Raw genomic sequence first — 22,730 nt, forward strand, 5'->3', positions numbered from 1 at the left:
GCACGAAAACGGTGTGCGTGCGGTCCATGAATCTGATGGTGGCACCCAGCGACCGCATAGGTACAGCCGCCGGGTGCTGATGCGACCCGGCGGCTGTGTGTGTGGCGTCGTGTATGACGTCAGTCGACGGGTCAGCTCGCTACTCGTACGGCGAGCGCGTCGCCGATCTCGTCCGTCGTACGGACCGCGTTCTTGGCGTCTCCGCGCTCCGTGAGGTCGGCGGCGACGGCGGCCTCGATGCGGGCCGCCTCGTTCTCGTAGCCGAGGTGGCGCAGCAGGAGCGCGACGGAGAGAACGGTGGCCGTCGGGTCGGCCTTGCCCTGGCCCGCGATGTCCGGCGCGGAGCCGTGGACGGGCTCGAACATGGACGGGAACTCGCCGCTCGGGTTGATGTTGCCGGAGGCGGCGACACCGATGCCGCCGGAGACGGCCGCGGCGAGGTCGGTGATGATGTCACCGAAGAGGTTGTCGGTGACGATCACGTCGAACCGCTCGGGCTGCGTGACGAGGAAGATCGTCGCCGCGTCCACGTGCAGGTAGTCGGTGGTGACCTCGGGGAACTCCTCGGCCACCTTGTTGAAGATGTTGGTCCAGAGGTGCCCCGCGTACGCCAGGACGTTGTTCTTGTGGACCAGCGTCAGCTTCTTGCGGGGGCGGGCCTGGGCGCGGGCGAACGCGTCGCGGACCACGCGCTCGACGCCGAAGGCCGTGTTGACGGAGACCTCGGTGGCGACCTCGTGCGGGGTGCCGGTGCGGATCGAGCCGCCGTTGCCGGTGTACGGGCCCTCGGTGCCCTCGCGGACCACGATGAAGTCGATCTCGGGCTGGCCCTTGAGCGGGGTCGACACGCCGGGGAGCAGCTTCGAGGGACGCAGGTTGACGTGGTGGTCGAAGAGGAAGCGGAGCTTCAGCAGGAAGCCGCGCTCAAGCACGCCGGACGGGACCGAGGGATCGCCGATCGCGCCGAGCAGGATGGCGTCGTGCTGCTTGAGGGCCTGGACGTCGGCGTCGGTGAGGGTCTCACCGGTCGCGTGGTAGCGCTTGGCGCCGAAGTCGTACTCCTTGGTCTCCAGCTTCACATCCTGCGGGAGCGCGGCCGCGAGGACCTTGAGGCCCTGGGCCACGACCTCCTGGCCGATGCCGTCGCCGGGAATGACTGCGAGATTGATGCTGTGAGACATGTCGGCACCCTACTCCTCGTCCCAGTGCCTGACACGCGTTGTCCACCATACGGACGGACGTGAACGCGTCGACGATTTCTTTGAATTTCGTTCATCCCGCGTCTGGCGTGAGGCCGTAAGTTACTGGCAAGTTGCCCGCCATGACTGAGGACACCCCACGCTTCGGGATCCCCGAAGCCCTCGCCCGCCGTATGTCCATGCCCGAGCAACACGAGTATCTGCGCGCGAAGTTGACGCGCCGTCGGATACTCGCCGGCTCCGTCGCGACCGCCGCCGCGGCCGGGACCGGCGTGCTGGCCGGGAGTCCCGCCGCGGCTGCCGTGAAGGCCTCCCCCACCCTGGTCACGGCCTCCGCCACCGCCACCGTGGACGGCTCGCTGGTCGCCCCGTTCGGCCGCCATCTCGCCTTCGGCGCGGATCCGAAGACCCAGATGCGGATCTCCTGGCAGGTGCCCTTCGCCGTCACGCGCCCGTACGTCCGGGTGGGGCTGCGCCCCTGGGAGCTCGGGGCGAAGATCGAGGCCGAGGTGCGCGCGCTGCACACCCCCTCGCTCTCCACCAAGCTGCCGGCCGTCGACCAGGTCTATCTGCACGCGGGCCTGGACGGGCTCCAGCCGGGCACGACGTACTACTACGGCGTGGGGCACGACGGCTTCGACCCGGCCTCCCCCGAGCGGATGTCCACGCTCGGCTCGTTCCGTACGGCTCCGGCGGCGCCCGAGACCTTCGTCTTCACGGCCTTCGGCGACCAGGGCGTCAGCTACCACGCGCTCGCCAACGACCAGCTGATCCTCGGCCAGAACCCGGCGTTCCACCTGCACGCGGGCGACATCTGCTACGCGGACAGCACGGGGCAGGGCAAGGAGTCGGACACGTACGACGCCCGTGTCTGGGACCAGTTCCTGGCCCAGACGGAGAGCGTGGCGGCCCGGGTGCCGTGGATGGTGACGACCGGCAACCACGACATGGAGGCGTGGTACTCGCCGAACGGCTACGGCGGCCAGTCGGCCCGCTGGTCACTGCCCGGCAACGGCCCGGACCCGGCGCTGGCGCCCGGGGTGTACTCCTTCACCTACGGCAACGTCGGGGTCGTCGCACTCGACGCCAACGACGTCTCGTACGAGATCCAGGCCAACAAGGGCTACACGGCGGGCCGCCAGACGGCCTGGCTCGACCGGCGGCTCGGCGAGCTGCGCGCGCGGCCGGAGATCGACTTCGTGGTGGTCTTCTTCCACCACTGCGCGTACTCGACCTCCACGCACGCCTCGGACGGCGGCGTACGCGACTGGTGGGTACCGCTGTTCGCCAAGCACCAGGTGGACCTGGTGGTCAACGGGCACAACCACGTGTACGAGCGCACCGACGCGATCAAGGGCGGCGAGGTGGGCAGGACGGTGCCGATCGGCGGCACGACCGACCCGACGCGCGACGGCATCGTGTACGTCACGGCCGGCGGCGCGGGCAAGGATCTGTACAGCTTCGGGCTCGGCGTGCGGGACAGCTACGAGGGGCATGTCCACGACCACGACCACATCCTGACGTTCCACTGGACGAAGCTGCGGCTGCCGGACCCGGACGTGGTCGAGTGGTCGCGGGTGCGCTACACCGGCTTCTCGTTCCTCGCGGTGGAGGCGGTGGCCGGGGCGTCACCCGTACTGAAGGTGTCCGCGCTCGCCGAGAGCGGCGAGCGCATCGACCACTTCGAGGTGCGGCGCTCGGCTCAGTGACCGGTCGATCCGCCGTTGTCACGGCGGTCGAGGGCTCGCTGGAGGGCGGCGGCGGCGTTCTTGCGGGCGTCGTCGCTGCTGGGGCGGGTGGCGGAGTGGCGGACGCGACGTGCGGTCTGAGCGGCCATGAGGGATCGACTCCTTGAGATCAGCGGTGATCGAAGGCGCCGGAGGTGGCGGGGAGCGCGGCCGCAGGGGTTGCCTGCACAGGGGCGTCGCGCTCTCGACCGCCCTTCGCTCGATGAAGCGGGACGTTCGGCTTCTACAAAGCTAGGACAGGCCGTCGTATCTGTCTCCACAATTACTCGGACTTCCTACTATCTGAGACGGCGATCAGGTCACACCGGCCCGCAGCTCGCGGATCAGGGCCCGTACGGCGAGGGATCGTGCCAGCTCAGGGGTGGTGACATAGCCGACGGTCCGCGTCGGCCGCTCCGGACCGAGATCGGTGATCCGCACCGAGGGCGGTGCTCCGACCAGGGAGAGTTCCGGCATCACGGCCATGCCGAAACCACTGCTCACCATCGAGAGCACCGCTCCGTCGTCCTCGGCCTCGACGGTCGCGGCCGGCAGCCAGTCCTGCTCCGCCCACCACGCGCGCGTGTAGGAGGAGCAGTTCTCCGTCCAGTCCACGAGCGGCAGCGAGCGCGGCGCCGCGTGCCCGGCCGGGTGCACCAGCGCGTACCCCTCCTCGACGAGCACGCCCCCGACCAGCTGCGGGGGTACGGGGGACGTCGTCCCGATCGTCGCGATGCCGAGGTCCGCCCGCCCGTCGAGGACCTCGCCGGCCGTCCCGCGCCCCACCTCCCGTACGATCCGCACCTCCGGGACGATGGCCGGATGGCGGGCGGCCAGCCGTTCCAGGGCGCGCGGCAGCAGATGCAGCGCGGCGCTGCGGAAGGCGGCGATCCGCAGCGGCCCGGCGGCGGTTCCGCTCTCCGCGCCCCGCACCTCCGCCGCCATCACCTCGAGCAGCCGCAGCACCCGCCGGGCATGGGCGAGGGCCCGCTCCCCGGCCGCGGTGGGCGTGGCCCCGGTCCTGCCCCGGTCGAAGAGGACGGCGCCGAGCTTGCGCTCACTGGTGCGCACCGAGTGGGAGACGGCGGACTGGGTCATGCCGAGCGCGCTCGCGGCGGCCGAGAAGCCGCGCTCGCGCCCGACGGCCACCAGGACGCGCAGTTCGTGCGGCGCAAGGTCGGTCATCGCGGCTCCCACCTCGGAGTATGAGGAACGTTCATGGATCGGTCGCTTCCATCGACGCAACCTACTGCCCGACCGTGGGATTCCTTCCTACGGTCTCCCCCATGACGCACGACACCATGATCACCGTCCAGCAGACGTCCCGCCCCGAGGGCTTCCCCACCCCCGCCCACTTCGCCTTCGTCGAGGCCCCGGTGCCCGACCCGGCCCCCGGCAGCGCGCTCGTCGAGAACCTCCTGTGGTCCGTGGACCCGTACCACCGCGAGGCGATGGACGGGGACTTCCTGTGGACGCTGAACTCCCCCATGGAGGGCCGCACCCTGGGCCGGGTCCTGGACTCCCGTACCCCCGAGCTCTCCCCCGGCGACCTCGTCCTGCACCGCAAGGGCTGGCGCACCCACTCCGTGGTCGCCCCGGACGAGGTGCGCGCCGTCCCGGACTTCGACGGCGTGCCCCTCGCCGCGCACCTGAGCGTCCTCGGCGGCACGGGTCTTTCGGCGTACGTCGGCCTGACCCGGATCGCCCGGCTCCAGCCGGGCGAGGACCTGTTCGTCTCGGCGGCGGCCGGCGGGGTCGGCACGGCGGCCGGCCGCTTCGCCCGGCTTCTGGGCGCCGGACGGATCGTCGGCAGCGCGGGCTCGGCACGGAAGGTCGCCTACCTGACCGAGGAGGTCGGCCTCGACGCGGCCTTCGACTACCACGAAGGACCGGTGACCGAGCTCCTCGCGAAGGCGGCCCCGGACGGCCTGGACGCCGTGCTCGACGGGGTGGGCGGAGACCATCTGGAGGCGTCGATCGCCGCGCTGCGCGAGCACGGCCGGATCGCCTGGGTCGGCGCCGTCGCGCAGTACCACTCGCTCTCCACTCCCCCGCCGGCTCCGCGCAACCTCTTCGACCTGGTGGAGAAGAGCATCCGGCTCGAAGGGTTCCTGGTGAGCAACCACCGGGACGCGCAGGCGGAGTTGTACGACTTCGCCGTGCCGCACCTGCGCAGCGGGCGGCTGCCCCTGGACGTGACGGTCGTCGACGGCTTCCCGCACATCGTGGACGCGTTCCTCGGGATGCTGCGCGGGGAGAACATCGGGAAGATGTTGGTGGCCCGATCCGGCCGGCCGCACTAGCCGGGCCGCAGGAGGCCGGCCTGGTGGAGGCCGATTTCCGGGCGCGGGGCCCGTGACGGGTCAGAGCACGTCGCCGTCGCGCCAGTCGAAGACGAGCGCGGCGGTGGGGTCCGGCAGGGGGCCGCCCGCGGCCGGACGCAGATAGGTGGATCCCTCCTCGTCGGGGAGACGGACGATCCCGTCGGGGCCGAGCACCTCGATCCGCCCCTTCCACGGCTCCCAGCCGCGCGCCCGGTAGAGCGCGGCCCCCTCGTCCGACGCGGACAGCGCCCCGAAGGCGTACGCCCCGTCGATCACCCGCTCCAGCTCGGCCATGACGAGCCCCGCGAGCCCCTGGCGCCGCCGGTCGGCGCGGACGCCGACGCCTTCGACGTAACCGACGCGGTACGAACGGCTGTTGTGCAGCACGCGGCGCATGACGACGCTGCCGTGGGCGGCGATGCCGTGGTCGTCCTCGATGCAGGCGTGGACGCCGCCGAGGGCGTGGTCCCAGTCCTCGTCGGAGAAGTCGCCGTCGAAGGCGGTGTCGAGCATCCGCCTGATCGCGCGCAGACGTCCGGTCCCGAGTTCATGGGTGGCTGCGGTCGTCACGGTCACGCCTCCAGTCTCCCCCTCGCCGACCCTAACCATCAATTATTTATTGACAGGTTAGGGCGAGGCTGCTTCACTCGCCCTCGTAACCAGTCACGACATCTTGAGGGGTTAGACGTGTCTCCTGTGCAGCAGGTCCACCACCGCACCACCACCGTCCGGGGGCACGAGATCTTCTACCGCGAGGCCGGCCCCGCCGACGCCCCCGTCCTGCTTCTGCTGCACGGCTTCCCCACCAGCTCGCACATGTTCCGCGACCTGATCCCGCTGCTGGCCGACCTCCCCCACTCTCCGAGCGGGGGTACCCCCATCCGGCTGATCGCCCCCGACCACCTCGGCTTCGGCCGCAGCGACGCACCCTCGGCCGCGGACTTCGACTACACCTTCGCCGAACTGGCCGCCCTCACCGTCGAGTTCACCGAAGCCCTGGGCATCGACCGTTTCGCCCTGTACATCCAGGACTACGGCGCCCCCATCGGCCTCCGCCTGGCCCTCGCCCACCCCGAGCGCGTCACGGCGATCGTCACCCAGAACGGCAACGCGTACGAGGAGGGCCTCGGCGCCGACGCCTGGGCCCCGGTCCTCGCGCTGATCGCCGACCGCACACCCGAGACCGAGGAACCCGTCCGCGCGATCCGCTCCCTCGACGGCATCAAGTGGCAGTACGAGACGGGCGTCCCCGCCGCGTACCGGGACCTGCTCAGCCCCGACGCCTGGCACCACGACGCCGCCCTGATGACCCGGGACGGCCAGGACGGCATCCAGCTCGACCTGATCGCCGACTACGGCTCCAACTTCGCGCTCTACCCCGCCTTCCAGGAGTACTTCCGTACCTCCCAGGTCCCCCTCCTCGCGGTCTGGGGCGAGGGCGACGAGGTCTTCGTCCCGGCCGGCGCGGAAGCCTTCCGCCGCGACCTCCCGGACGCCGAGATCCACCTGCTCCCGACCGGCCACTTCGCCCTGGAGACGCACGCGCCGCGGATCGCCTCGCTCATCGGGGACTTCCTCGCACGGAACGTCCGGGCATGAGAACCGCCCCCGTCCTCGGTTGGGGGACCCAGGAGGGGGGCGGTGTTCAGGGGCCTCGCCAGAGGCGGGGGCGTCAGCCCATGTGGGGGTAGCCGTACTCGGTCGGCGGGACCAGCGTCTCCTTGATGGCGCGGGTCAGCGTCCAGCGCATCAGGTTCTGCGGGGCGCCGGCCTTGTCGTTCGTACCGGAGGCGCGGCCACCGCCGAAGGGCTGCTGGCCGACGACGGCACCGGTCGACTTGTCGTTGATGTAGAAGTTGCCCGCGGCGTAGCGGAGCTTCTCCATCGCGTCGGCCGCGGCGGCGCGGTCACCGGCGATGATCGAGCCGGTCAGCGCGTACGCCGACACCGACTCCATCTGCGCCAGCATCTCCTCGTACTTGTCGTCCTCGTAGACGTGGACGGCGAGGATCGGGCCGAAGTACTCGGTCGTGAAGACCTCGTTCTCCGGGTCGGTGCACTCGATGACGGTCGGGCGGACGAACCAGCCCTCGGAGTCGTCGTACGTGCCGCCGGCGACGATCGTGCAGGTCTCGTCGGCCTTCGCGCGGTCGATCGCGGCCTTGTTCTTGGCGAAGGAACGGTCGTCGATCACGGCGCCGATGAAGTTCGACAGGTCGGTGACGTCACCCATCTTGATGCCGTCGACCTCGGCCGCGAACTCCTCCTTGAAGCCCGAGTTCCAGATGGAGGCCGGGACGTACGCGCGCGAGGACGCGGAGCACTTCTGGCCCTGGAACTCGAAGGAGCCGCGGGTCAGCGCGGTCTTCAGGACGGCGCGGTCGGCGCTCGGGTGGGCGACGACGAAGTCCTTGCCGCCCGTCTCGCCGACGATCCGCGGGTAGGAGCGGTACGTCTCGATGTTGGTGCCGACCGTCTTCCACAGGTGCTGGAAGGTCTTGGTCGAGCCGGTGAAGTGGATGCCGGCCAGGTCGGGGTGGTTCAGGGCCACCTCGGAGACGGCGATGCCGTCGCCCGTCACCAGGTTGATGACGCCCTTGGGCAGACCGGCCTCCTCCAGGAGCTCCATGAGGAGCACGGCGGAGTGGGTCTGGGTCGGGGACGGCTTCCAGATCACCACGTTGCCCATGAGGGCGGGGGCGGTGGGCAGGTTGCCCGCGATGGCGGTGAAGTTGAACGGCGTGATCGCGTAGACGAAGCCCTCCAGCGGGCGGTGGTCCAGTCGGTTCCACACGCCCGGGGAGTTCGCCGGCGGCTGCTCGGCGAGGATCTGGCGGGCGTACGCCACGTTGAAGCGCCAGAAGTCGACGAGCTCGCACGGGGTGTCGATCTCGGCCTGCTGGGCGGTCTTGGACTGGCCGAGCATCGTGGAGGCGGCCAGCGTCTCGCGCCAGGGGCCGGCGAGCAGCTCGGCGGCGCGCAGGATGATCGCGGCGCGGTCGTCGAAGGACATCGCGCGCCAGGCCGGGGCGGCGGCCAGGGCGGCGTCGATGGCGTCCTGGGCGTCCTGCTGGGTGGCGCCGGCGAAGGTGCCGATGACGGCCTTGTGGTTGTGCGGCTGCACGACGTCGACGCGCTCGCCGCCGCCCATGCGCTTGACGCCGCCGATGGTCATCGGCAGCTCGCGCGGGTTCTCGGCCAGCTCCTTGAGCTTGGCCTCCAGCCGGGCGCGCTCGGGGGAACCGGGGGCGTAGCTGTGCACCGGCTCGTTGACCGGAGCGGGGACCTGGGTCACAGCGTCCATGAGTCTCGTAACTCCTTTTGAGGGGTGGGCTCAGCCCTTGGTGAGGATGGAGCGGGCGAAGAAGAGGAGGTTGGCCGGCTTCTCCGCGAGGCGCCGCATGAAGTAGCCGTACCAGTCGGTGCCGTAGGCGGTGTACACGCGCATGCGGTGCCCCTCGGCGGCCAGCCGGTTCTGCTCCTCGCTGCGGATGCCGTACAGCATCTGGAACTCGTACTCGTCCAGCTTGCGCCCCGCACGGCGGGCGAGCTCCTGGCCGATGGAGATCAGGCGCGGGTCGTGGGACCCGATCATCGGGTAGCCCTCGCCCTCCATGAGGATCTTCATGATCCGGACGTACGCCTTGTCGATCTCGGGCTTGTCCTGGATGGCGACGGAGGCGGGCTCCTTGTAGGCGCCCTTCACGATCCGGACGCGGGAGCCGTTGGCGGCGAGGCGGCGGGCGTCGTCCTCGGTGCGGAAGAGGTACGCCTGGATGACGCAGCCGGTCTGCGGGAAGTCCTTCCGCAGCTCCTCGTGGATCGCGAACATCGAGTCGAGGGTGGTGTGGTCCTCGGCGTCCAGGGTGACCGTGGTGCCGATCTCGGCGGCGGCCGCGACGACCGGGCGGACGTTGGCGAGGGCGAGCTCGTGTCCGCCTTCCAGCGCTTGGCCGAACATGGACAGCTTCACGGACATCTCGGCGCGCTCGCCGAGGCCCAGCTCCTTGAGGCGGCCGATGAGCTCCAGGTAGGCGTCCCGGGCGGCGTACGACTGCTCGACGGTGGTGATGTCCTCGCCGACGACGTCGAGGGTGACCTCCAGGCCGCGGCCGGTGATGTCCTTGACGATCGGGATGACGTCCTCGACCGTCTCACCGGCGATGAACCGTTCGACGACCTGCTTGGTCCCGGGGGCGGCCGACACGAGACGGCGCATCTTGTCGCTGCGCGATGCGGCGAGGATCACAGGACCCAGCACGGGGACCTCCAGAGGACGGGGTGACGAAGGGTGCCGTACCCGATCTTTCGTAAGGAATCGGGAACAGCACGGAGAACCACCGTGAAACCTAAGGATCGCTCCGATCGTCTGCCATCGACAGCTGTCACGCATCCGTGGGCGGCATCTCATACATATGTCTGAAGGGCGCGGTGAACGGTGCGAGAATGGCGCCGTGAAGGGCGATTACCAGGAACTGGTGGACGAGATCTCGGCGCTGCTCGGCGCCCCGGCGACGCTGGAGAACCGGGATTTCGGGCTGATCGCCTTCGGGGCCCACGACAGTGACGACGACAGCGCCATGGACCCGGTCCGGACGCGGTCGATCCTGACGCGGAAGTCGACCCCGGCGGTCCGCTCCTGGTTCGAGGGCTTCGGCATCACCCGGGCGACCGGCCCGGTACGGATCCCGGCGGCGCCCGACGCGGGGGTCTTCCGGGACCGGATCTGTCTTCCCGTACGGCATCGGGGCGTCGTCCTCGGCTACGTCTGGCTGCTGGACGCCGAGCCGGGGCCGACGCATGCCCAGCTGGCGGCGGCGATGGAGGCCGCGACCCGGATCGGCGGCCTGCTGGCGGACGAGGAGCGCGCGGGCGCCGACCTCTCGCGCGAGCTGCGGGCGGCCCTGACGGCCGAGCGCGGCTGGCAGTACGACATGGCCCTCGCGGCCCTGCGCGACACGCTGGGTCCCGACGCGGACGGCCTGCACGCGGTGCTGTGCGTGTCCCCCTGGCCGGACGAGGACGCCCCCTCGGCCCGCACGGTCCCGGGCGCCTCGGCCCTGTGCACGGTGCCGTGGCGCGTCCCGGCGCGGCCGGCGGCCGCGGGCGGTCCGGCGCGGCGAACGGCGGCGGGCCGGAGCGGGGGGCGGACCGCGGGGGCGGCGCAGGACGTCGGCGACGGCGCGGGCGCCGTGGGCGGCGAGGCGGACCGCGGTCTCGGAGCCGGGGCCGGGGCCGGAGCCGGAGCCGGAGCCGGAGCCGGAGCCGGAGCGCCTTCCACCGCCGAGGGGGCGCGCGCGCTCGCCGCGCTGGTCCGGCTGCGGTCCGCCGACAACCTGGCCCCGGCGACGACGGCGGGTGGCCGGCTCCGGAGCACCGCGGGCGACGGCGCCGTCACCGGGGTCGCCGACCCCCGGCGCGGCCTCGCCGACCTGGACGCCGCCTGGGCCGAGGCCACCGCCGCGGCCCGGGCGGCCACGGCCCAGCCCGGGCTCGGCCCGCTCGCCGAGTGGTCGGCCATCGGTCCGTACCGTCTCCTCGCCACCCTCCCCCTGTCCGCCCCCGACCCGGCGGTCCGCGCCCTGCTCGCGCCCGCCCACACCGAACTGGCCCGCACCGCCGAGGTGTTCCTCGACAACGCGGGCCAGGCGGGCCGCACGGCGGCGGCCCTGGGCATCCACCGCCAGACCCTGTACTACCGCCTCTCCCGGGTCGAACAGCTCACCGGTCTCGACCTCGACGCGGGCGAGGACCGGCTGCTGCTCCACATGGCGCTCAAGGCGGCGAAGTTGTAGTCAGCCTGGCGGCTGTCCCCACCCCGGTTCTTTCTCGGGGGTCCATGGGGATGTTCTCGGGGTCGTCCCCGATACCCCCGGGCATCTGGTGCACCTACCGTCGTAGGTAGTTGGGGGGAGGCCCATGAAGGCGATCGTTCAGGACCGGTACGGCTCGGCCGAGGTGCTGGAGTTCAAGGACATCGAGACGCCCGTGCCCGGGGACCGCGAGGTGCTCGTACGGGTCCACGCGGCGTCGGTCAACGCGCGCGACTGGCATCTGATGCGTGGCGACCCGTATCTGGCACGTCTGGTGCTCGGAGTCCGCAGACCGAAGGCGAAGATCCTCGGTACGGACTTCGCGGGCCGGGTGGAGGCGGTGGGCGCGGGCGTGACGCGGCTGCGCCCCGGTGACGAGGTGTTCGGTGAAGCCGAAGGAGCGTTCGCGGAGTACATGTGCGCCTCCGAGGACGTCGTGGAGCGAAGACCGGCCAACCTGACGTACGAGCAGGCGGCGGCCGTACCGCTGGCGGGCACCACCGCCCTCATGGGGCTGCGCGATCTGGGGCGTGTGCGCCCGGGACAGAAGGTGCTGATCAACGGCGCGTCAGGAGGTGTGGGGACCTTCGCCGTCCAGATCGCGAAGGCGCTCGGCGCGGACGTCACCGGTGTGTGCAGCACGCGGAACGTGGACCTGGTCCGCTCGCTCGGCGCGGACCATGTCGTCGACTACACCCAGGAGGACTTCGCCACGGGCGCGGAGCGCCACGACCTCGTGTTCGACCTGGTGGGGAACCGTTCGCTGGCCGAGTGCCGACGCGCCCTCACCCCCACCGGGACGCTCGTCCTGTCCGGCGGCGGCGTCTTCGAAGGGGGCAGTCTGGTCGGGCCGATGGGGCTGCTCCTCAAGGGGCAGGTGCTGTCGCACTTCGTACGCCAACGGCTGCTCGTGCTCTCGGCCTCCCCCGGCAGGGAGAAGCTCGCGGCCCTGCGTGACCTCGCCGAGAGCGGAAGCATCACACCGGTGATCGACCGGACCTATCCGTTGAGCGAGGTGGCCGAGGCCATCCGCTACGTGGAGATCGAGCACGCGCGCGCGAAGGTCGTCGTCAGTTCCCCTCCGCCATCAGGATCTTGAGTCCCTCGGTCAGGTCGTCCGCCGTCGGGGCCGTCTCCGGGTCCACCATCCACTGGATCATCACGCCGGTCGCGAGGGCCTGGCAGAGCAGCCCTGCCACCCGGGCCTTCTCCGGGTCCGCCTCCGGGTCGAGGCCCAGGAAGACCTCCGCCATCCCGAGGCGGCCCTCCCGCTGGGGCTCCTTGATGGCCGCGCGGAGCGTCTCGTCGTCGTCGAGGCGGGTGACGACCTCGGTCTGGAGCTTCCAGACCGGGCGGCTGGTGTCCGCCGCCGCGATGACCTGCTCCCAGACGGTGTGGAAGCGCGCGTACGGGTCGGCCGGGAGCTCCTTCTTGTCCTCGCCGCTCCCCGCCGGGCCGACCTGCCGGCCCCACTCCTCCGTCAGTGCGAGGAACGCCTGCTGGAGCAGGGCGTCCTTGGAGCCGTAGTGGTAGCCGATGGACGCCAGGTTGGTGCCCGAGGCGGCGACGATGTCGCGGGCCGTGGTGCGGGCGTAGCCCTTCTCCAGGAGGCAGCGCTTGGCGCCGTCGAGCAGGTCTTCCTTGTGTCCCATGACAGCACCGTACCCGCCCTCTGTACGTCCGTGTAAGACGGTCGTACAGCGAGCGGGTACAGGGAGGAAACCGGGATACCGGGATGCCCGGTACCGGGATCAGACCAGGTTGACCGAGCGCGCCGAGGTCGCGCCGATCTCCTCCGCGATCTCCGCGAGCACCGCCGTCGGAACGGTGTCGTCCACGGTGAGCAGGACGAGCGCCTCGCCGCCCTCCTCCGCGCGCGCCACCTGCATGCCCGCGATGTTCAGACCGGCCTCGCCGAGGATCCGGCCCACCGTGCCGACGACACCCGGGCGGTCCTCGTAGCGCAGCACCACCATGTGGTCGGCGAGCGCGACGTCCATGTCGAAATCGCCGACGGCGACGATCTTCTGGAGGTGCTTGGGGCCGGCCAGCGTGCCGGAGACCGCGACCTCCTCACCGTTCGCGAGCGTGCCGCGCACGGTGACCACGTTGCGGAAGTCGGGCGACTCGCTGCTCGTGGTCAGACGGACCTCGACACCGCGCTCCTGCGCGAACAGCGGGGCGTTGACGTACGACACGGTCTCGTCGACCACGTCCTCGAACACACCCTTGAGCGCCGAAAGTTCGAGCACCTTCACGTCGTGCTGGGTGATCTCGCCGTACACCTCGACGTCGAGACGCGCCGCGACCTCGCCCGCCAGCGCGGTGAAGATCCGGCCGAGCTTCTCGGCGAGCGGCAGACCCGGCTTGACGTCCTCGGCGATGACGCCGCCCTGGACGTTCACCGCGTCCGGGACCAGCTCGCCGGCGAGCGCGAGGCGCACCGAGCGGGCGACCGCGATACCGGCCTTCTCCTGGGCCTCGTCCGTGGACGCGCCGAGGTGCGGGGTGCAGACGACCTGGTCGAGCTCGAAGAGCGGGGAGTCCGTGCAGGGCTCCTTCGCGTACACGTCGAGGCCGGCGCCGGCGACCCGGCCCTCCTTCAGCGCCGAGTACAGCGCCGCCTCGTCGACGATCCCGCCGCGCGCGGCGTTGACGATCCGGACGCTCGGCTTGACCTTGTGCAGCGCCTCGTCGCCGATGAGACCGAGGGTCTCCGGGGTCTTCGGCAGGTGGACGGTGATGAAGTCGGCGACCTCCAGGAGCTCGTCCAGGGCCAGCAGCTTCACCCCCATCTGGGCGGCGCGGGCCGGCTGCACGTAGGGGTCGTACGCGACGATCTTCATGCCGAAGGCGGACATGCGCTGGGCGACCAGGACGCCGATACGGCCGAGGCCGACGACGCCGAGGGTCTTCTCGCTCAGCTCGACGCCCGTGTACTTGGAGCGCTTCCACTCGCCGTTCTTCAGCGCGGTGTTGGCCTGCGGGATGTTGCGCGCGGTGGCGACGAGCAGACCGCACGCGAGCTCGGCGGCGGTGACGATGTTGGAGGTCGGGGCGTTGACGACCATCACGCCGGCCTTGGTGGCGGCGGAGACGTCGACGTTGTCCAGACCGACACCGGCGCGGGCGACGACCCGCAGCTTGTTCGCGGCGGCGATGGCCTCCGCGTCGACCTTGGTCGCGGAGCGGACCAGGATCGCGTCCACGTCGGCGATGGCGGGGAGCAGCTCGGCGCGGTCGGCGCCGTTGCAGTGCCGGATCTCGAAGTCCGGGCCCAGGGCGTCGACGGTGGCGGGCGACAGCTCTTCAGCGATGAGTACGACGGGTTTCGAGCTCACGTGAGTCCTCACAGATCCAGTGCGGACGGCCGTCCCGACGGCCGCAGGCGGTGGAGGGGGCTTGCCGCGTGAAAGCGCACGACGCTGTGGGCCTGAACGCGAATGTTGTTGAGCAGTGTAGTGCGGCAGGGGCGCACATCATGCGCCTCGTTGGAAGGATCACCCGTCCGTGGTTGGACGGGGTGTCCAACGGTGTGGGAGAGGGCCGGACACTGTGTCCGGCCCTCTCCCGGAAGGCTTACGCCTCCTCGTCGTTCACCCAGCTCATGAGCTTGCGCAGCTCCTTGCCGGTGGTCTCCAGGAGGTGCTTCTCGTCCTGGGTCTTGTACTCGTTGTACTTCTTCAGGCCGCCGTGGTACTCGTCCATCCAGTTCTTGGCGAAGGTGCCGTCCTGGATCTCCGTGAGGACCTTCTTCATCTCGGCCTTGGTGGCGTCGGTGATGATCCGCGGGCCGGTGACGTAGTCGCCCCACTCGGCGGTCTCGGAGACCGACCAGCGCATCTTCTCCAGGCCGCCCTCGTACATGAGGTCGACGATGAGCTTCAGCTCGTGCAGGCACTCGAAGTAGGCGATCTCCGGCTGGTAGCCGGCCTCGACCAGGGTCTCGAAGCCCGCCTTCACCAGCGCCGAGGCGCCACCGCACAGGACGGCCTGCTCACCGAACAGGTCGGTCTCGGTCTCCTCGGTGAAGGTCGTCTTGATGACGCCGGCGCGGGTGCCACCGATGGCCTTGGCGTACGACAGGGCCAGCGCGAAGGCGTTGCCGGTCGCGTCCTGCTCGACAGCGGCGATCGCGGGGACGCCGCGGCCCTCCTCGTACTGGCGGCGGACCAGGTGGCCCGGGCCCTTCGGGGCGACGAGCGCGACGTCGACGCCGGCCGGGGGCTTGATGAAGCCGAAGCGGACGTTGAAGCCGTGGGCGAAGAAGAGGGCGTCGCCGTCCTTCAGGTGCGGGGCGATGGACGCCTCGTAGACCTGGGCCTGGATCGGGTCCGGGATCAGGATCATGATGACGTCGGCCTCGGCGGCGGCCTCGGCGGGCGTCACCACGCGCAGGCCCTGCTCCTCGGCCTTCGCCTTGGACTTGGAGCCCTCGTGCAGACCGACGCGGACGTCGACACCCGAGTCACGGAGCGACAGCGCGTGGGCGTGGCCCTGGCTGCCGTAACCGATCACCGCGACCTTGCGGCCCTGGATGATGGACAGGTCGGCGTCGTCGTCGTAGAACAGCTCGGCCACTGGGAATCTCCTTGATGTGCTGGTGTTGCGTCCCACCGTACGGCGGGGAGCGGGAGGGAAGTTTTCGGGTCTCGCCAGGCGGACCGCCGGACGGACCGGCGGTCACACCTGGTTGACGTCAGGCGCTGCGGTCGAGGGCCCGCAGGGACCGGTCCGTGATGGACCGGGAACCACGCCCTATGGCGATCGTGCCGGACTGCACGAGCTCCTTGATGCCGAACTGCTCCAGCATCTTGAGCATCGCGTCGAGCTTGTCACTCGAACCGGTGGCTTCGATGGTGACCGCCTCGGGTGAGACGTCCACGGTCTTGGCGCGGAACAGCTGGACGATCTCGACGATCTGGGAGCGGGTCTCGTTGTCGGCGCGGACCTTCACCAGGACGAGCTCGCGCTGGATCGCGGCGCTGGGCTCGAGTTCGACGATCTTCAGGACGTTGACCAGCTTGTTGAGCTGCTTGGTCACCTGCTCGAGGGGCAGGTCCTCGACATTGACCACGATGGTGATGCGGGAGATGTCGGGGTGCTCGGTGACACCGACGGCGAGCGAGTCGATGTTGAAGCCGCGGCGGGAGAACAGGGCGGCGATCCGGGCGAGGATGCCGGGGGTGTTCTCCACCAGGACGGAGAGCGTGTGCTTGGACATGTGCGTCGTTCCTCTTCCTGAGGTCCTTACGGCTCTCGGTCTCAGTCGTCTTCGTTGTCGCCGAAGTCGGGGCGGACGCCCCGGGCGGCCATGACCTCGTCGTTGGAGGTGCCGGCGGCGACCATGGGCCAGACCTGGGCGTCCTCGTGGACGATGAAGTCGATCACGACCGGGCGGTCGTTGATGGCGTTGGCCTCGGCGATGACCTTGTCCAGGTCGGCCGGGTCCTCGCAGCGCAGCGCGACACAGCCCATGGCCTCGGACAGCTTGACGAAGTCCGGGACACGGGTGCCCTTGCGGGGCGCCGTGCTCGCGCCGACCTGCGAGCCGGCGGCCTCGTGGCCGGTCTCCTCGGCGTGCAGGACGGTGCTGGAGTAGCGCTGGTTGTAGAAGAGGGTCTGCCACTGGCGGACCATCCCGAGGGCGCCGTTGTTGATGATGGCAACCTTGATCGGGATGTTGTTGAGCGCGCAGGTGACGAGCTCCTGGTTGGTCATCTGGAAGCAGCCGTCGCCGTCGATGGCCCAGACCGGCCGGTCCGGCATGCCGGCCTTGGCGCCCATGGCGGCCGGGACCGCGTAGCCCATGGTTCCGGCGCCGCCGGAGTTCAGCCAGGTGGCCGGCTTCTCGTAGTTGATGAAGTGCGCCGCCCACATCTGGTGCTGGCCGACGCCGGCCGCGTAGATGGTGTCGGCCGGGGCGAGCTGGCCGATGCGCTGGATGACCTGCTGCGGCGAGAGGCTGCCGTCCTCCGGCAGGTCGTAGCCGAGCGGGTACGTCTCGCGCCAGCGGTTCAGGTCGCTCCACCAGGCGGTGTAGTCGCCCTTGTGGCCCTCGCTGTGCTCGGCCTGGACGGCCTGGACCAGGTCGGCGATGACCTCGCGGGCGTCACCGACGATCGGGACGTCGGCGGCGCGGTTCTTGCCGATCTCGGCCGGGTCGATGTCGGCGTGGACGATCTTGGCGTACGGGGCGAAGCTGTCCAGCTTGCCGGTGACGCGGTCGTCGAAGCGGGCTCCGAGGGCGACGATCAGGTCGGCCTTCTGCAGCGCGGTGACGGCGGTGACCGAACCGTGCATGCCCGGCATTCCCACGTGCAGCGGGTGGCTGTCGGGGAACGCGCCCAGCGCCATCAGGGTGGTGGTGACGGGGGCGCCGGTGAGCTCGGCGAGGACCTTCAGCTCGGTGGTGGCGCCGGCCTTCAGGACGCCGCCGCCGACGTACAGGACGGGGCGCTTGGCGCCGGTGATGAGCTTGGCGGCCTCGCGGATCTGCTTGGCGTGCGGCTTGGTCACCGGGCGGTAGCCGGGGAGCTCGGTCTGCGGCGGCCAGCTGAAGGTGGTCTTCGCCTGCAGGGCGTCCTTGGCGATGTCGACCAGAACCGGGCCGGGACGGCCGGTGGAGGCGATGTGGAAGGCCTCGGCGATCGTCCGCGGGATGTCCTCGGCCTTGGTGACCAGGAAGTTGTGCTTGGTGATCGGCATCGTGATGCCGCAGATGTCCGCCTCCTGGAAGGCGTCCGTGCCGATGGCCTTCGAGGCGACCTGGCCGGTGATCGCGACCAGCGGGACGGAGTCCATGTGCGCGTCGGCGATCGGGGTGACCAGGTTGGTGGCCCCGGGGCCCGAGGTCGCCATGCAGACGCCGACCTTGCCGGTGGCCTGGGCGTAGCCGGTGGCGGCGTGGCCCGCGCCCTGCTCGTGGCGGACCAGGATGTGGCGGACCTTGGTGGAGTCCATCATCGGGTCGTACGCGGGGAGGATGGCGCCGCCCGGAATACCGAAGACGGTGTCGGCCCCCACTTCCTCGAGAGAACGGATGAGGGACTGCGCACCCGTGACGTGCTCGACGGTGGTGGCGGTCTGTCCGCCGCTACGGGCCCGCGGCTGCGGATGGTGCCCGGTGGCCTGCTCGGTCATCAGCATTCTCTTCTCGAAGCAGAGGTTTTTGCGAGGGTTTGGTACGACTTTGGGAGGAGCCGGTGCAACAAAAAACCCCTCGTGCCGTGAGGCAAGCGAGGGGAGCGCGTCGGTAGCGTTCAAGCCGGGCCGTCATGGCCCTGCTTCAGCCGACGCGCTTTCCAAGTACGAGAATTCGGGTGCGCATGGCACTGACCCTCCCCCCGACGCACCACCAGTGTCAAGTGGGTGGGACGGGCGTCTCAGTATTTGAGCGGAACGGGGGATGGTTTCCGACAGGAACGGCCACCCCTCCGGGGACGGGGTACTCGTTCCGTACGAGCGCGCGGCGCAGCCTGTACTCGTCGAGCGGGCCGGAGAACGCCATGCCCTGGCCGTCCGTGCAGCCCATGGCGCGCAGGGCGAGCACCTGCTCGGGGACGTCCACCCCGTCGGCGACGGACTGCAGCCCGAGGTCGGAGGCGATCCGGAGCAGCCCGCTGGTGATCTTGCGCAGCCGGGCGGACTCGACCACGCCCTCGACGAGACCTCTGTCCAGTTTCAGTACGTCGACGGGGAGGCGGCGCAGGGCGCTGATGGCCGCGTGGCCGCTGCCGAAGCCGTCGAGCGCGATCCGTACGCCGAGCCGGCGCAGGGCGACCAGGCGCTGCTCCAGGTCGTCGAGGGAGACCCGGGGGTCGCTGTCGGCGAGCTCGATCATCAGGGATCCCGAGGGGAGCCCGTGGCGGGTCAGGAGCGCCTCGACGGAGCCGAGCGGCAGGGAGCGGTCGAGCAGTCCGCGGGCGGAGAGCCGGATGGAGACCGGCGTGCGATGGCCGAGTCCGGCCCGTTCGGCGGCCTGCTCCACGGCCTGTTCGAGGAGCCAGCGGCCGAGCTCGGCGACGCGCTCGCTGTCGTCGGCGACGCGCAGGAACTCGGCGGGCGTGAAGAGGATGCCCTGGGCGGAGCGCCAGCGGGCCTGGGCGGCGACGGCGGTGATCCGGCCGGTGGCGAGGTCCACGACCGGCTGGTGGAGCAGGGCGAACTCTCCGTCGTCCAGGGCGGTGCGCAGCCGGGTGGCCAGCTCGGTCCTGCGGACGACCTCGGCCTGCATCTGCGGGGCGTACAGCTCGACGCGGTCCTTGCCGGCGGCCTTGGCCCGGTACATGGCCAGGTCGGCGTTGCGCAGCAGGTCGCCCGCGCTGATCCCGGGCTCGGCGAAGGCGACGCCGATGGAAGCGGCGACCCGGACCTCGTTCCCGCCCTCGACGCGGTACGGCTGGGAGAGCGTGAGGCGCAGCCGGTCGGCGATCTCGTGGACCTGGCGCTCGCGGGCGGAGCGGTCCCGGGTGCCGTCGCCGAGGATCAGCGCGGCGAACTCGTCGCCGCCGAGACGGGCGGCGGTGTCCCCGGCCCGTACGGAGTCCTGGAGGCGGCGGGCGGCCTGGACGAGCAGCTCGTCCCCGGCCTGGTGGCCGAGCCGGTCGTTGACGGCCTTGAAGCCGTCGAGGTCGATGAAGAGCACGGCCGTGCCGGGGTCGGAGGAGCGCCGGCCGGCGAGCGCCTTGCGGACGCGCCGGGTGAACAGCGCCCGGTTGGGCAGGTCGGTGAGCGGGTCGTGCTCGGCGTTGTGCTGCAGCTGGGCCTGGAGGCGGACCCGCTCGGTGACGTCCCGGCTGTTGAAGATCAGCCCGCCCTGGTGGCGGTTGACGGTGGACTCGACGTTGAGCCAGTCGCCGCGACCGGAGCGGAAGCGGCACTCGATGCGGGTGGTCGGCTCCTCCGAAGGAGGAGCGGCGAGGAACCGACGGACCTCGTGCACCACGCCGCCGAGGTCTTCTGGGTGGATGAGCGAGGCCAGTTCGGAGCCGATCAGATCCTCGGCCTCGCGCCCGTAGACCCCCGAGGCGGCGGGGCTCACGTACCGGAGTATGCCCGTGGGCGCGGCGATCATGATGACGTCGCTCGAGCCCTGCACCAGGGACCTGAAGTGGTTCTCCTTCTGGGCCAGTTCGTGGGTGAGGGCGATGTTGTCGAGGAGCATGATGCCCTGGCGTACGACCAGGGCCAGCACGACCGTACAGCCGGTGAAGACGACCACGCGGTCCACTCTGCGTCCCTCGACGACGTTGTACAGGATGCCGAGCGTGCAGACCGCCGCGGCGAGATACGGGGTGAGGGCGGCCAGCGAGCCGGCGACAGGGCGGCTGGGGAGGCGCTGGCCGCGCGCGGCGGAGGTGCCGGCGCCGCCGGCGGGCCGGCGGACGCCCCAGGGGGCGTACGCGAGGAGCAGGGAGCCCGCGAACCAGCCGGCGTCGAGCAGCTGGCCCGAGGTGTAGTTCTCGCGCAGCAGCGGGGAGGTGAACAGGGCGTCGCACAGCACGGTGAGGGCGAGTGCGGCGATGGCGGTGTTGGTCGCCGAGCGGTTCACCTGGGAGCGGCGGAAGTGCAGGGCCAGGACCATGCTGACGAGGACGATGTCGAGCAGGGGGTACGCCAGTGAGAGCGCGGCCCTGGCGACGCTCTCGCCCTGGAAGTGCGCGGTGTGCGCGAGGGCGAGGCTCCAGGAGAGGGTGAGCAGGGAGCCGCCGATGAGCCAGGCGTCGAGCGCGAGGCAGACCCAGCCGGCCCGGGTGACGGGCTTCTTGGCGAGGACGAGCAGGCCGACGATGGCGGGCGGGGCGAAGAGCAGGAAGAAGAGGTCGGCGATGGAGGGGCTGGGGACCTCCTGGTGCCGGACGACTTCGTACCACCCCCAGACGGCGTTGCCCGCGGCCGCCATGGCGGAGGAGAAGGCGAAGAGCAGCCAGGCGGGCCGGAAGCGGCTCTCGCGGACGCGGGCGTAGAGGAGGCAGGAGACGCAGGCGGCGAGGGCGGCGGCGCTGAGGCCGAAGTCCCCCATGATGAGGGCCAGTTGCTCGGATCCCCAGCCGAGTGCGGCTCCCGTGGCGTACCCCGCGCAGATGAGTCCGAGGATGACCTGGGCGAGGATCCCGCCGGTTCCGGAGCCGGCCGGACCGGGGCTGCCCGATCCGCCCGCGCCGCCGCCCTTCAGCGGGGCGCCGCCTCCTGCCCGGCCTCCTGGCGTACCTCCCGAGGGGCTTTCCGCGGGGCCTCCTGGGGGGCCTCCCGTGGGTCCGGCCTTCGCGCCGCCCGGCTTGCCTGCGGCGACCGGGCTGCGGCCGATGAGTGCTCCGGGGGCGCTCATCGGGGCGTCCCTGCGCGCACCGTCGCCCTCGGGCGTCCCCTGTGCCGGAATGGGGCGCGCGAGGGTCGTCGACGGCGGCCCCGCCGCGTCGGATCGTCGGTCCATCGGCCGTACTTCACCCGTCGCCCCCCTCGGAATCTGATGACCCGTCACGTTGCTCCCCAGCGCCATCTCGTACTCGACGCAGCCCCCCGCTTCGGGACGATACACCAGGACCGTCACTCAGGGACAGGGGCGCTGTACTCTCCGTGACGGCCAGGGGGCTCGCGGCGGGCGCACCGAGGGGGCGCGCGGAACGGAGCGGCGGCTCAGGTGGTCAGGACCACGTTCGCCAGCCGCTCCCCCGCCGCGAACCGGGTCAGCTGGGCGGCGATCAGGCGCTTGGCGCGGGGCATGAACGCCGAAGTGGAACCGCCGACATGCGGACTCACCAGGACACCGGGAGCGTGCCACAACGGATGGCCGGGCGGCAGCGGTTCCGGGTCGGTGACGTCGAGCGCGGCGGTGATCCGGCCGCTCTCGACCTCCTTGAGCAGCGCGGCCGTGTCCACCACGGGGCCTCGGGCCACGTTCACCAGAAGCGCGCCGTCCTTCATGCGGCCGAGAAAGCCCGCGTCGGCGAGGTGCCGGGTCTCGGGCGTGAGCGGAGTGGAGAGGACGACCACGTCCGCCTGCGGCAGCAGGGCGGGCAGCTCGGACAACGGCTGCACCGGACCGCGCTCCGTGGTGCGTGCGGAGCGCGCGACGCGCGCCACCCGCGCGCACTCGAAGGGCGCGAGCCGGTCCTCGATGGCGGCGCCGATCGATCCGTACCCCACGATCAGCACGGACTTGTCCGCGAGCGCCGGATAGAACCCGTCCCGCCACTCCTCGGCGTCCTGCCCCCGGACGAAGCCCGGGATGCCGCGCAGCGAGGCGAGGATCAGGGCGAGCGTCAACTCGGCCGTGCTGGCCTCGTGGACGCCCTTGGCGTTGCACAGTTCGACCCCCGCGCGCAGGGAGCCGAGTCCGGGTGTCACATGGTCCGTGCCCGCCGAGAGCGTCTGCACGGCGCGCACCGACGTCATCGCGGCGAGCGGCCGGACCGCTACCTCCGACCCCTTCATGTACGGCACGACGTAGAAGGCGCAGCGTGCCGGGTCGGCGGGGAAGTCGGGACCGCCGTCCCAGAAGCGGTAGTTCAGCCCCGACGCGTCCGGCGCGGGAAGCCCTTCGATCTCGTCCGCGGGGATCGGCAGCCAGACGTCGGCGGTCGTCTCATCGAGTGTCATGACGGGGAGGCTATGCGATGAATCCCGCGCTCCATTGGTTACGTTGGGACCGCACAGGGAGGGGTA

General features: G+C 71.0%; 18 protein-coding genes. 5 read left to right on the forward strand and 13 right to left on the reverse strand.

What is annotated here, in order from left to right; translation table 11 throughout:
- Positions 1-131: 131 nt before the first annotated feature.
- Entirely contained in the window at positions 132-1,181 is a 1,050-nt protein-coding gene (locus FDM97_RS27330; RefSeq protein ID WP_137993178.1) for a 3-isopropylmalate dehydrogenase, read from the reverse strand.
- Between the two features lie 140 nt (positions 1,182-1,321).
- Between FDM97_RS27330 and FDM97_RS27335 the strand changes: the two genes are divergently transcribed.
- Positions 1,322-2,908 (forward strand): purple acid phosphatase family protein, encoded by a 1,587-nt coding sequence (locus FDM97_RS27335; protein ID WP_217510269.1) that lies wholly within the window; start codon positions 1,322-1,324, stop codon positions 2,906-2,908.
- On the opposite strand, the gene FDM97_RS36915 is transcribed toward FDM97_RS27335, so the two are convergent.
- Both FDM97_RS36915 and FDM97_RS27340 read right to left on the reverse strand, forming a co-directional pair.
- Positions 2,902-3,036, reverse strand: a complete 135-nt coding sequence (locus FDM97_RS36915) for a hypothetical protein (protein ID WP_284440302.1) — start codon at positions 3,034-3,036, stop codon at positions 2,902-2,904. The genes FDM97_RS27335 and FDM97_RS36915 overlap by 7 nt on opposite strands.
- A 205-nt stretch (positions 3,037-3,241) precedes the next feature.
- The gene (locus FDM97_RS27340; protein ID WP_137993179.1) at positions 3,242-4,111 is read right to left on the reverse strand and encodes a LysR family transcriptional regulator; all 870 of its coding nucleotides are present in this window, start codon (positions 4,109-4,111) and stop codon (positions 3,242-3,244) included.
- Between the two features lie 101 nt (positions 4,112-4,212).
- On the opposite strand from FDM97_RS27340, the gene FDM97_RS27345 reads away from it, so the two are divergent.
- Entirely contained in the window at positions 4,213-5,229 is a 1,017-nt protein-coding gene (locus tag FDM97_RS27345; RefSeq protein WP_137993180.1) for an MDR family NADP-dependent oxidoreductase, read from the forward strand.
- 60 nt (positions 5,230-5,289) lie between these two features.
- Here the strand turns inward: FDM97_RS27345 and FDM97_RS27350 are convergent, their stop codons facing one another.
- Positions 5,290-5,859 carry a GNAT family N-acetyltransferase gene (locus FDM97_RS27350; protein ID WP_137993181.1) on the reverse strand — a complete coding sequence of 190 codons (570 nt, stop codon included), beginning with the start codon at positions 5,857-5,859 and terminating at the stop codon, positions 5,290-5,292.
- An 87-nt stretch (positions 5,860-5,946) separates the two neighbouring features.
- On the opposite strand from FDM97_RS27350, the gene FDM97_RS27355 reads away from it, so the two are divergent.
- A complete protein-coding gene (locus FDM97_RS27355; RefSeq protein WP_137995056.1) occupies positions 5,947-6,849 on the forward strand; it encodes an alpha/beta fold hydrolase in 903 nt (300 codons plus the stop codon).
- 73 nt (positions 6,850-6,922) lie between these two features.
- On the opposite strand, the gene pruA is transcribed toward FDM97_RS27355, so the two are convergent.
- Positions 6,923-8,554 (reverse strand): L-glutamate gamma-semialdehyde dehydrogenase, encoded by a 1,632-nt coding sequence (gene pruA / locus FDM97_RS27360; RefSeq protein WP_137993182.1) that lies wholly within the window; start codon positions 8,552-8,554, stop codon positions 6,923-6,925.
- A 30-nt stretch (positions 8,555-8,584) separates the two neighbouring features.
- Positions 8,585-9,511, reverse strand: a complete 927-nt coding sequence (locus FDM97_RS27365) for a proline dehydrogenase family protein (protein WP_137993183.1) — start codon at positions 9,509-9,511, stop codon at positions 8,585-8,587.
- A 193-nt stretch (positions 9,512-9,704) separates the two neighbouring features.
- On the opposite strand from FDM97_RS27365, the gene FDM97_RS27370 reads away from it, so the two are divergent.
- Both FDM97_RS27370 and FDM97_RS27375 read left to right on the forward strand, forming a co-directional pair.
- The gene (locus tag FDM97_RS27370) at positions 9,705-11,045 is read left to right on the forward strand and encodes a PucR family transcriptional regulator (RefSeq protein WP_137993184.1); all 1,341 of its coding nucleotides are present in this window, start codon (positions 9,705-9,707) and stop codon (positions 11,043-11,045) included.
- 124 nt (positions 11,046-11,169) lie between these two features.
- Entirely contained in the window at positions 11,170-12,162 is a 993-nt protein-coding gene (locus FDM97_RS27375) for an NAD(P)-dependent alcohol dehydrogenase (protein ID WP_137993185.1), read from the forward strand.
- Here the strand turns inward: FDM97_RS27375 and FDM97_RS27380 are convergent.
- The 7 genes from FDM97_RS27380 to FDM97_RS27415 form a co-directional block, all read right to left on the reverse strand.
- Complete coding sequence (locus FDM97_RS27380; protein ID WP_137993186.1) at positions 12,134-12,715, reverse strand: TetR/AcrR family transcriptional regulator; 582 nt, start codon at positions 12,713-12,715, stop codon at positions 12,134-12,136. The two genes, FDM97_RS27375 and FDM97_RS27380, sit on opposite strands and share 29 nt — an antisense overlap.
- A gap of 99 nt (positions 12,716-12,814) precedes the next feature.
- On the reverse strand, positions 12,815-14,404 hold the full coding sequence (gene serA, locus FDM97_RS27385; RefSeq protein WP_137993187.1) for a phosphoglycerate dehydrogenase: 1,590 nt from the start codon (positions 14,402-14,404) through the stop codon (positions 12,815-12,817).
- Between the two features lie 238 nt (positions 14,405-14,642).
- A complete protein-coding gene (ilvC, locus tag FDM97_RS27390) occupies positions 14,643-15,644 on the reverse strand; it encodes a ketol-acid reductoisomerase (RefSeq protein ID WP_137993188.1) in 1,002 nt (333 codons plus the stop codon).
- 118 nt (positions 15,645-15,762) lie between these two features.
- Positions 15,763-16,287, reverse strand: a complete 525-nt coding sequence (ilvN, locus tag FDM97_RS27395) for an acetolactate synthase small subunit (RefSeq protein ID WP_137993189.1) — start codon at positions 16,285-16,287, stop codon at positions 15,763-15,765.
- 41 nt (positions 16,288-16,328) lie between these two features.
- Entirely contained in the window at positions 16,329-18,212 is a 1,884-nt protein-coding gene (locus FDM97_RS27400; protein ID WP_137993190.1) for an acetolactate synthase large subunit, read from the reverse strand.
- Positions 18,213-18,426: 214 nt separating this feature from the next.
- Positions 18,427-21,498 carry a putative bifunctional diguanylate cyclase/phosphodiesterase gene (locus FDM97_RS27410; protein ID WP_137993192.1) on the reverse strand — a complete coding sequence of 1,024 codons (3,072 nt, stop codon included), beginning with the start codon at positions 21,496-21,498 and terminating at the stop codon, positions 18,427-18,429.
- A 203-nt stretch (positions 21,499-21,701) separates the two neighbouring features.
- On the reverse strand, positions 21,702-22,664 hold the full coding sequence (locus FDM97_RS27415; RefSeq protein ID WP_137993193.1) for a 2-hydroxyacid dehydrogenase: 963 nt from the start codon (positions 22,662-22,664) through the stop codon (positions 21,702-21,704).
- Positions 22,665-22,730: the final 66 nt, after the last annotated feature.

This window comes from Streptomyces vilmorinianum, from assembly GCF_005517195.1.
Lineage (GTDB): Bacteria > Actinomycetota > Actinomycetes > Streptomycetales > Streptomycetaceae > Streptomyces > Streptomyces vilmorinianum.

Bases quoted from the DNA above. Each gene is read 5' to 3' on its own strand.
- FDM97_RS27330 (WP_137993178.1), bottom strand. From the start codon at position 1,181: ATGTCTCACAGCATCAATCTCGCAGTCATTCCCGGCGACGGCATCGGC.
- FDM97_RS27335 (WP_217510269.1), top strand. From the start codon at position 1,322: ATGACTGAGGACACCCCACGCTTCGGGATCCCCGAAGCCCTCGCCCGC.
- FDM97_RS36915 (WP_284440302.1), bottom strand. From the start codon at position 3,036: ATGGCCGCTCAGACCGCACGTCGCGTCCGCCACTCCGCCACCCGCCCC.
- FDM97_RS27340 (WP_137993179.1), bottom strand. From the start codon at position 4,111: ATGACCGACCTTGCGCCGCACGAACTGCGCGTCCTGGTGGCCGTCGGG.
- FDM97_RS27345 (WP_137993180.1), top strand. From the start codon at position 4,213: ATGACGCACGACACCATGATCACCGTCCAGCAGACGTCCCGCCCCGAG.
- FDM97_RS27350 (WP_137993181.1), bottom strand. From the start codon at position 5,859: ATGGTTAGGGTCGGCGAGGGGGAGACTGGAGGCGTGACCGTGACGACC.
- pruA (WP_137993182.1), bottom strand. From the start codon at position 8,554: ATGGACGCTGTGACCCAGGTCCCCGCTCCGGTCAACGAGCCGGTGCAC.
- FDM97_RS27375 (WP_137993185.1), top strand. From the start codon at position 11,170: ATGAAGGCGATCGTTCAGGACCGGTACGGCTCGGCCGAGGTGCTGGAG.
- FDM97_RS27380 (WP_137993186.1), bottom strand. From the start codon at position 12,715: ATGGGACACAAGGAAGACCTGCTCGACGGCGCCAAGCGCTGCCTCCTG.
- ilvN (WP_137993189.1), bottom strand. From the start codon at position 16,287: ATGTCCAAGCACACGCTCTCCGTCCTGGTGGAGAACACCCCCGGCATC.
- FDM97_RS27400 (WP_137993190.1), bottom strand. From the start codon at position 18,212: ATGCTGATGACCGAGCAGGCCACCGGGCACCATCCGCAGCCGCGGGCC.
- FDM97_RS27410 (WP_137993192.1), bottom strand. From the start codon at position 21,498: ATGGACCGACGATCCGACGCGGCGGGGCCGCCGTCGACGACCCTCGCG.
- FDM97_RS27415 (WP_137993193.1), bottom strand. From the start codon at position 22,664: ATGACACTCGATGAGACGACCGCCGACGTCTGGCTGCCGATCCCCGCG.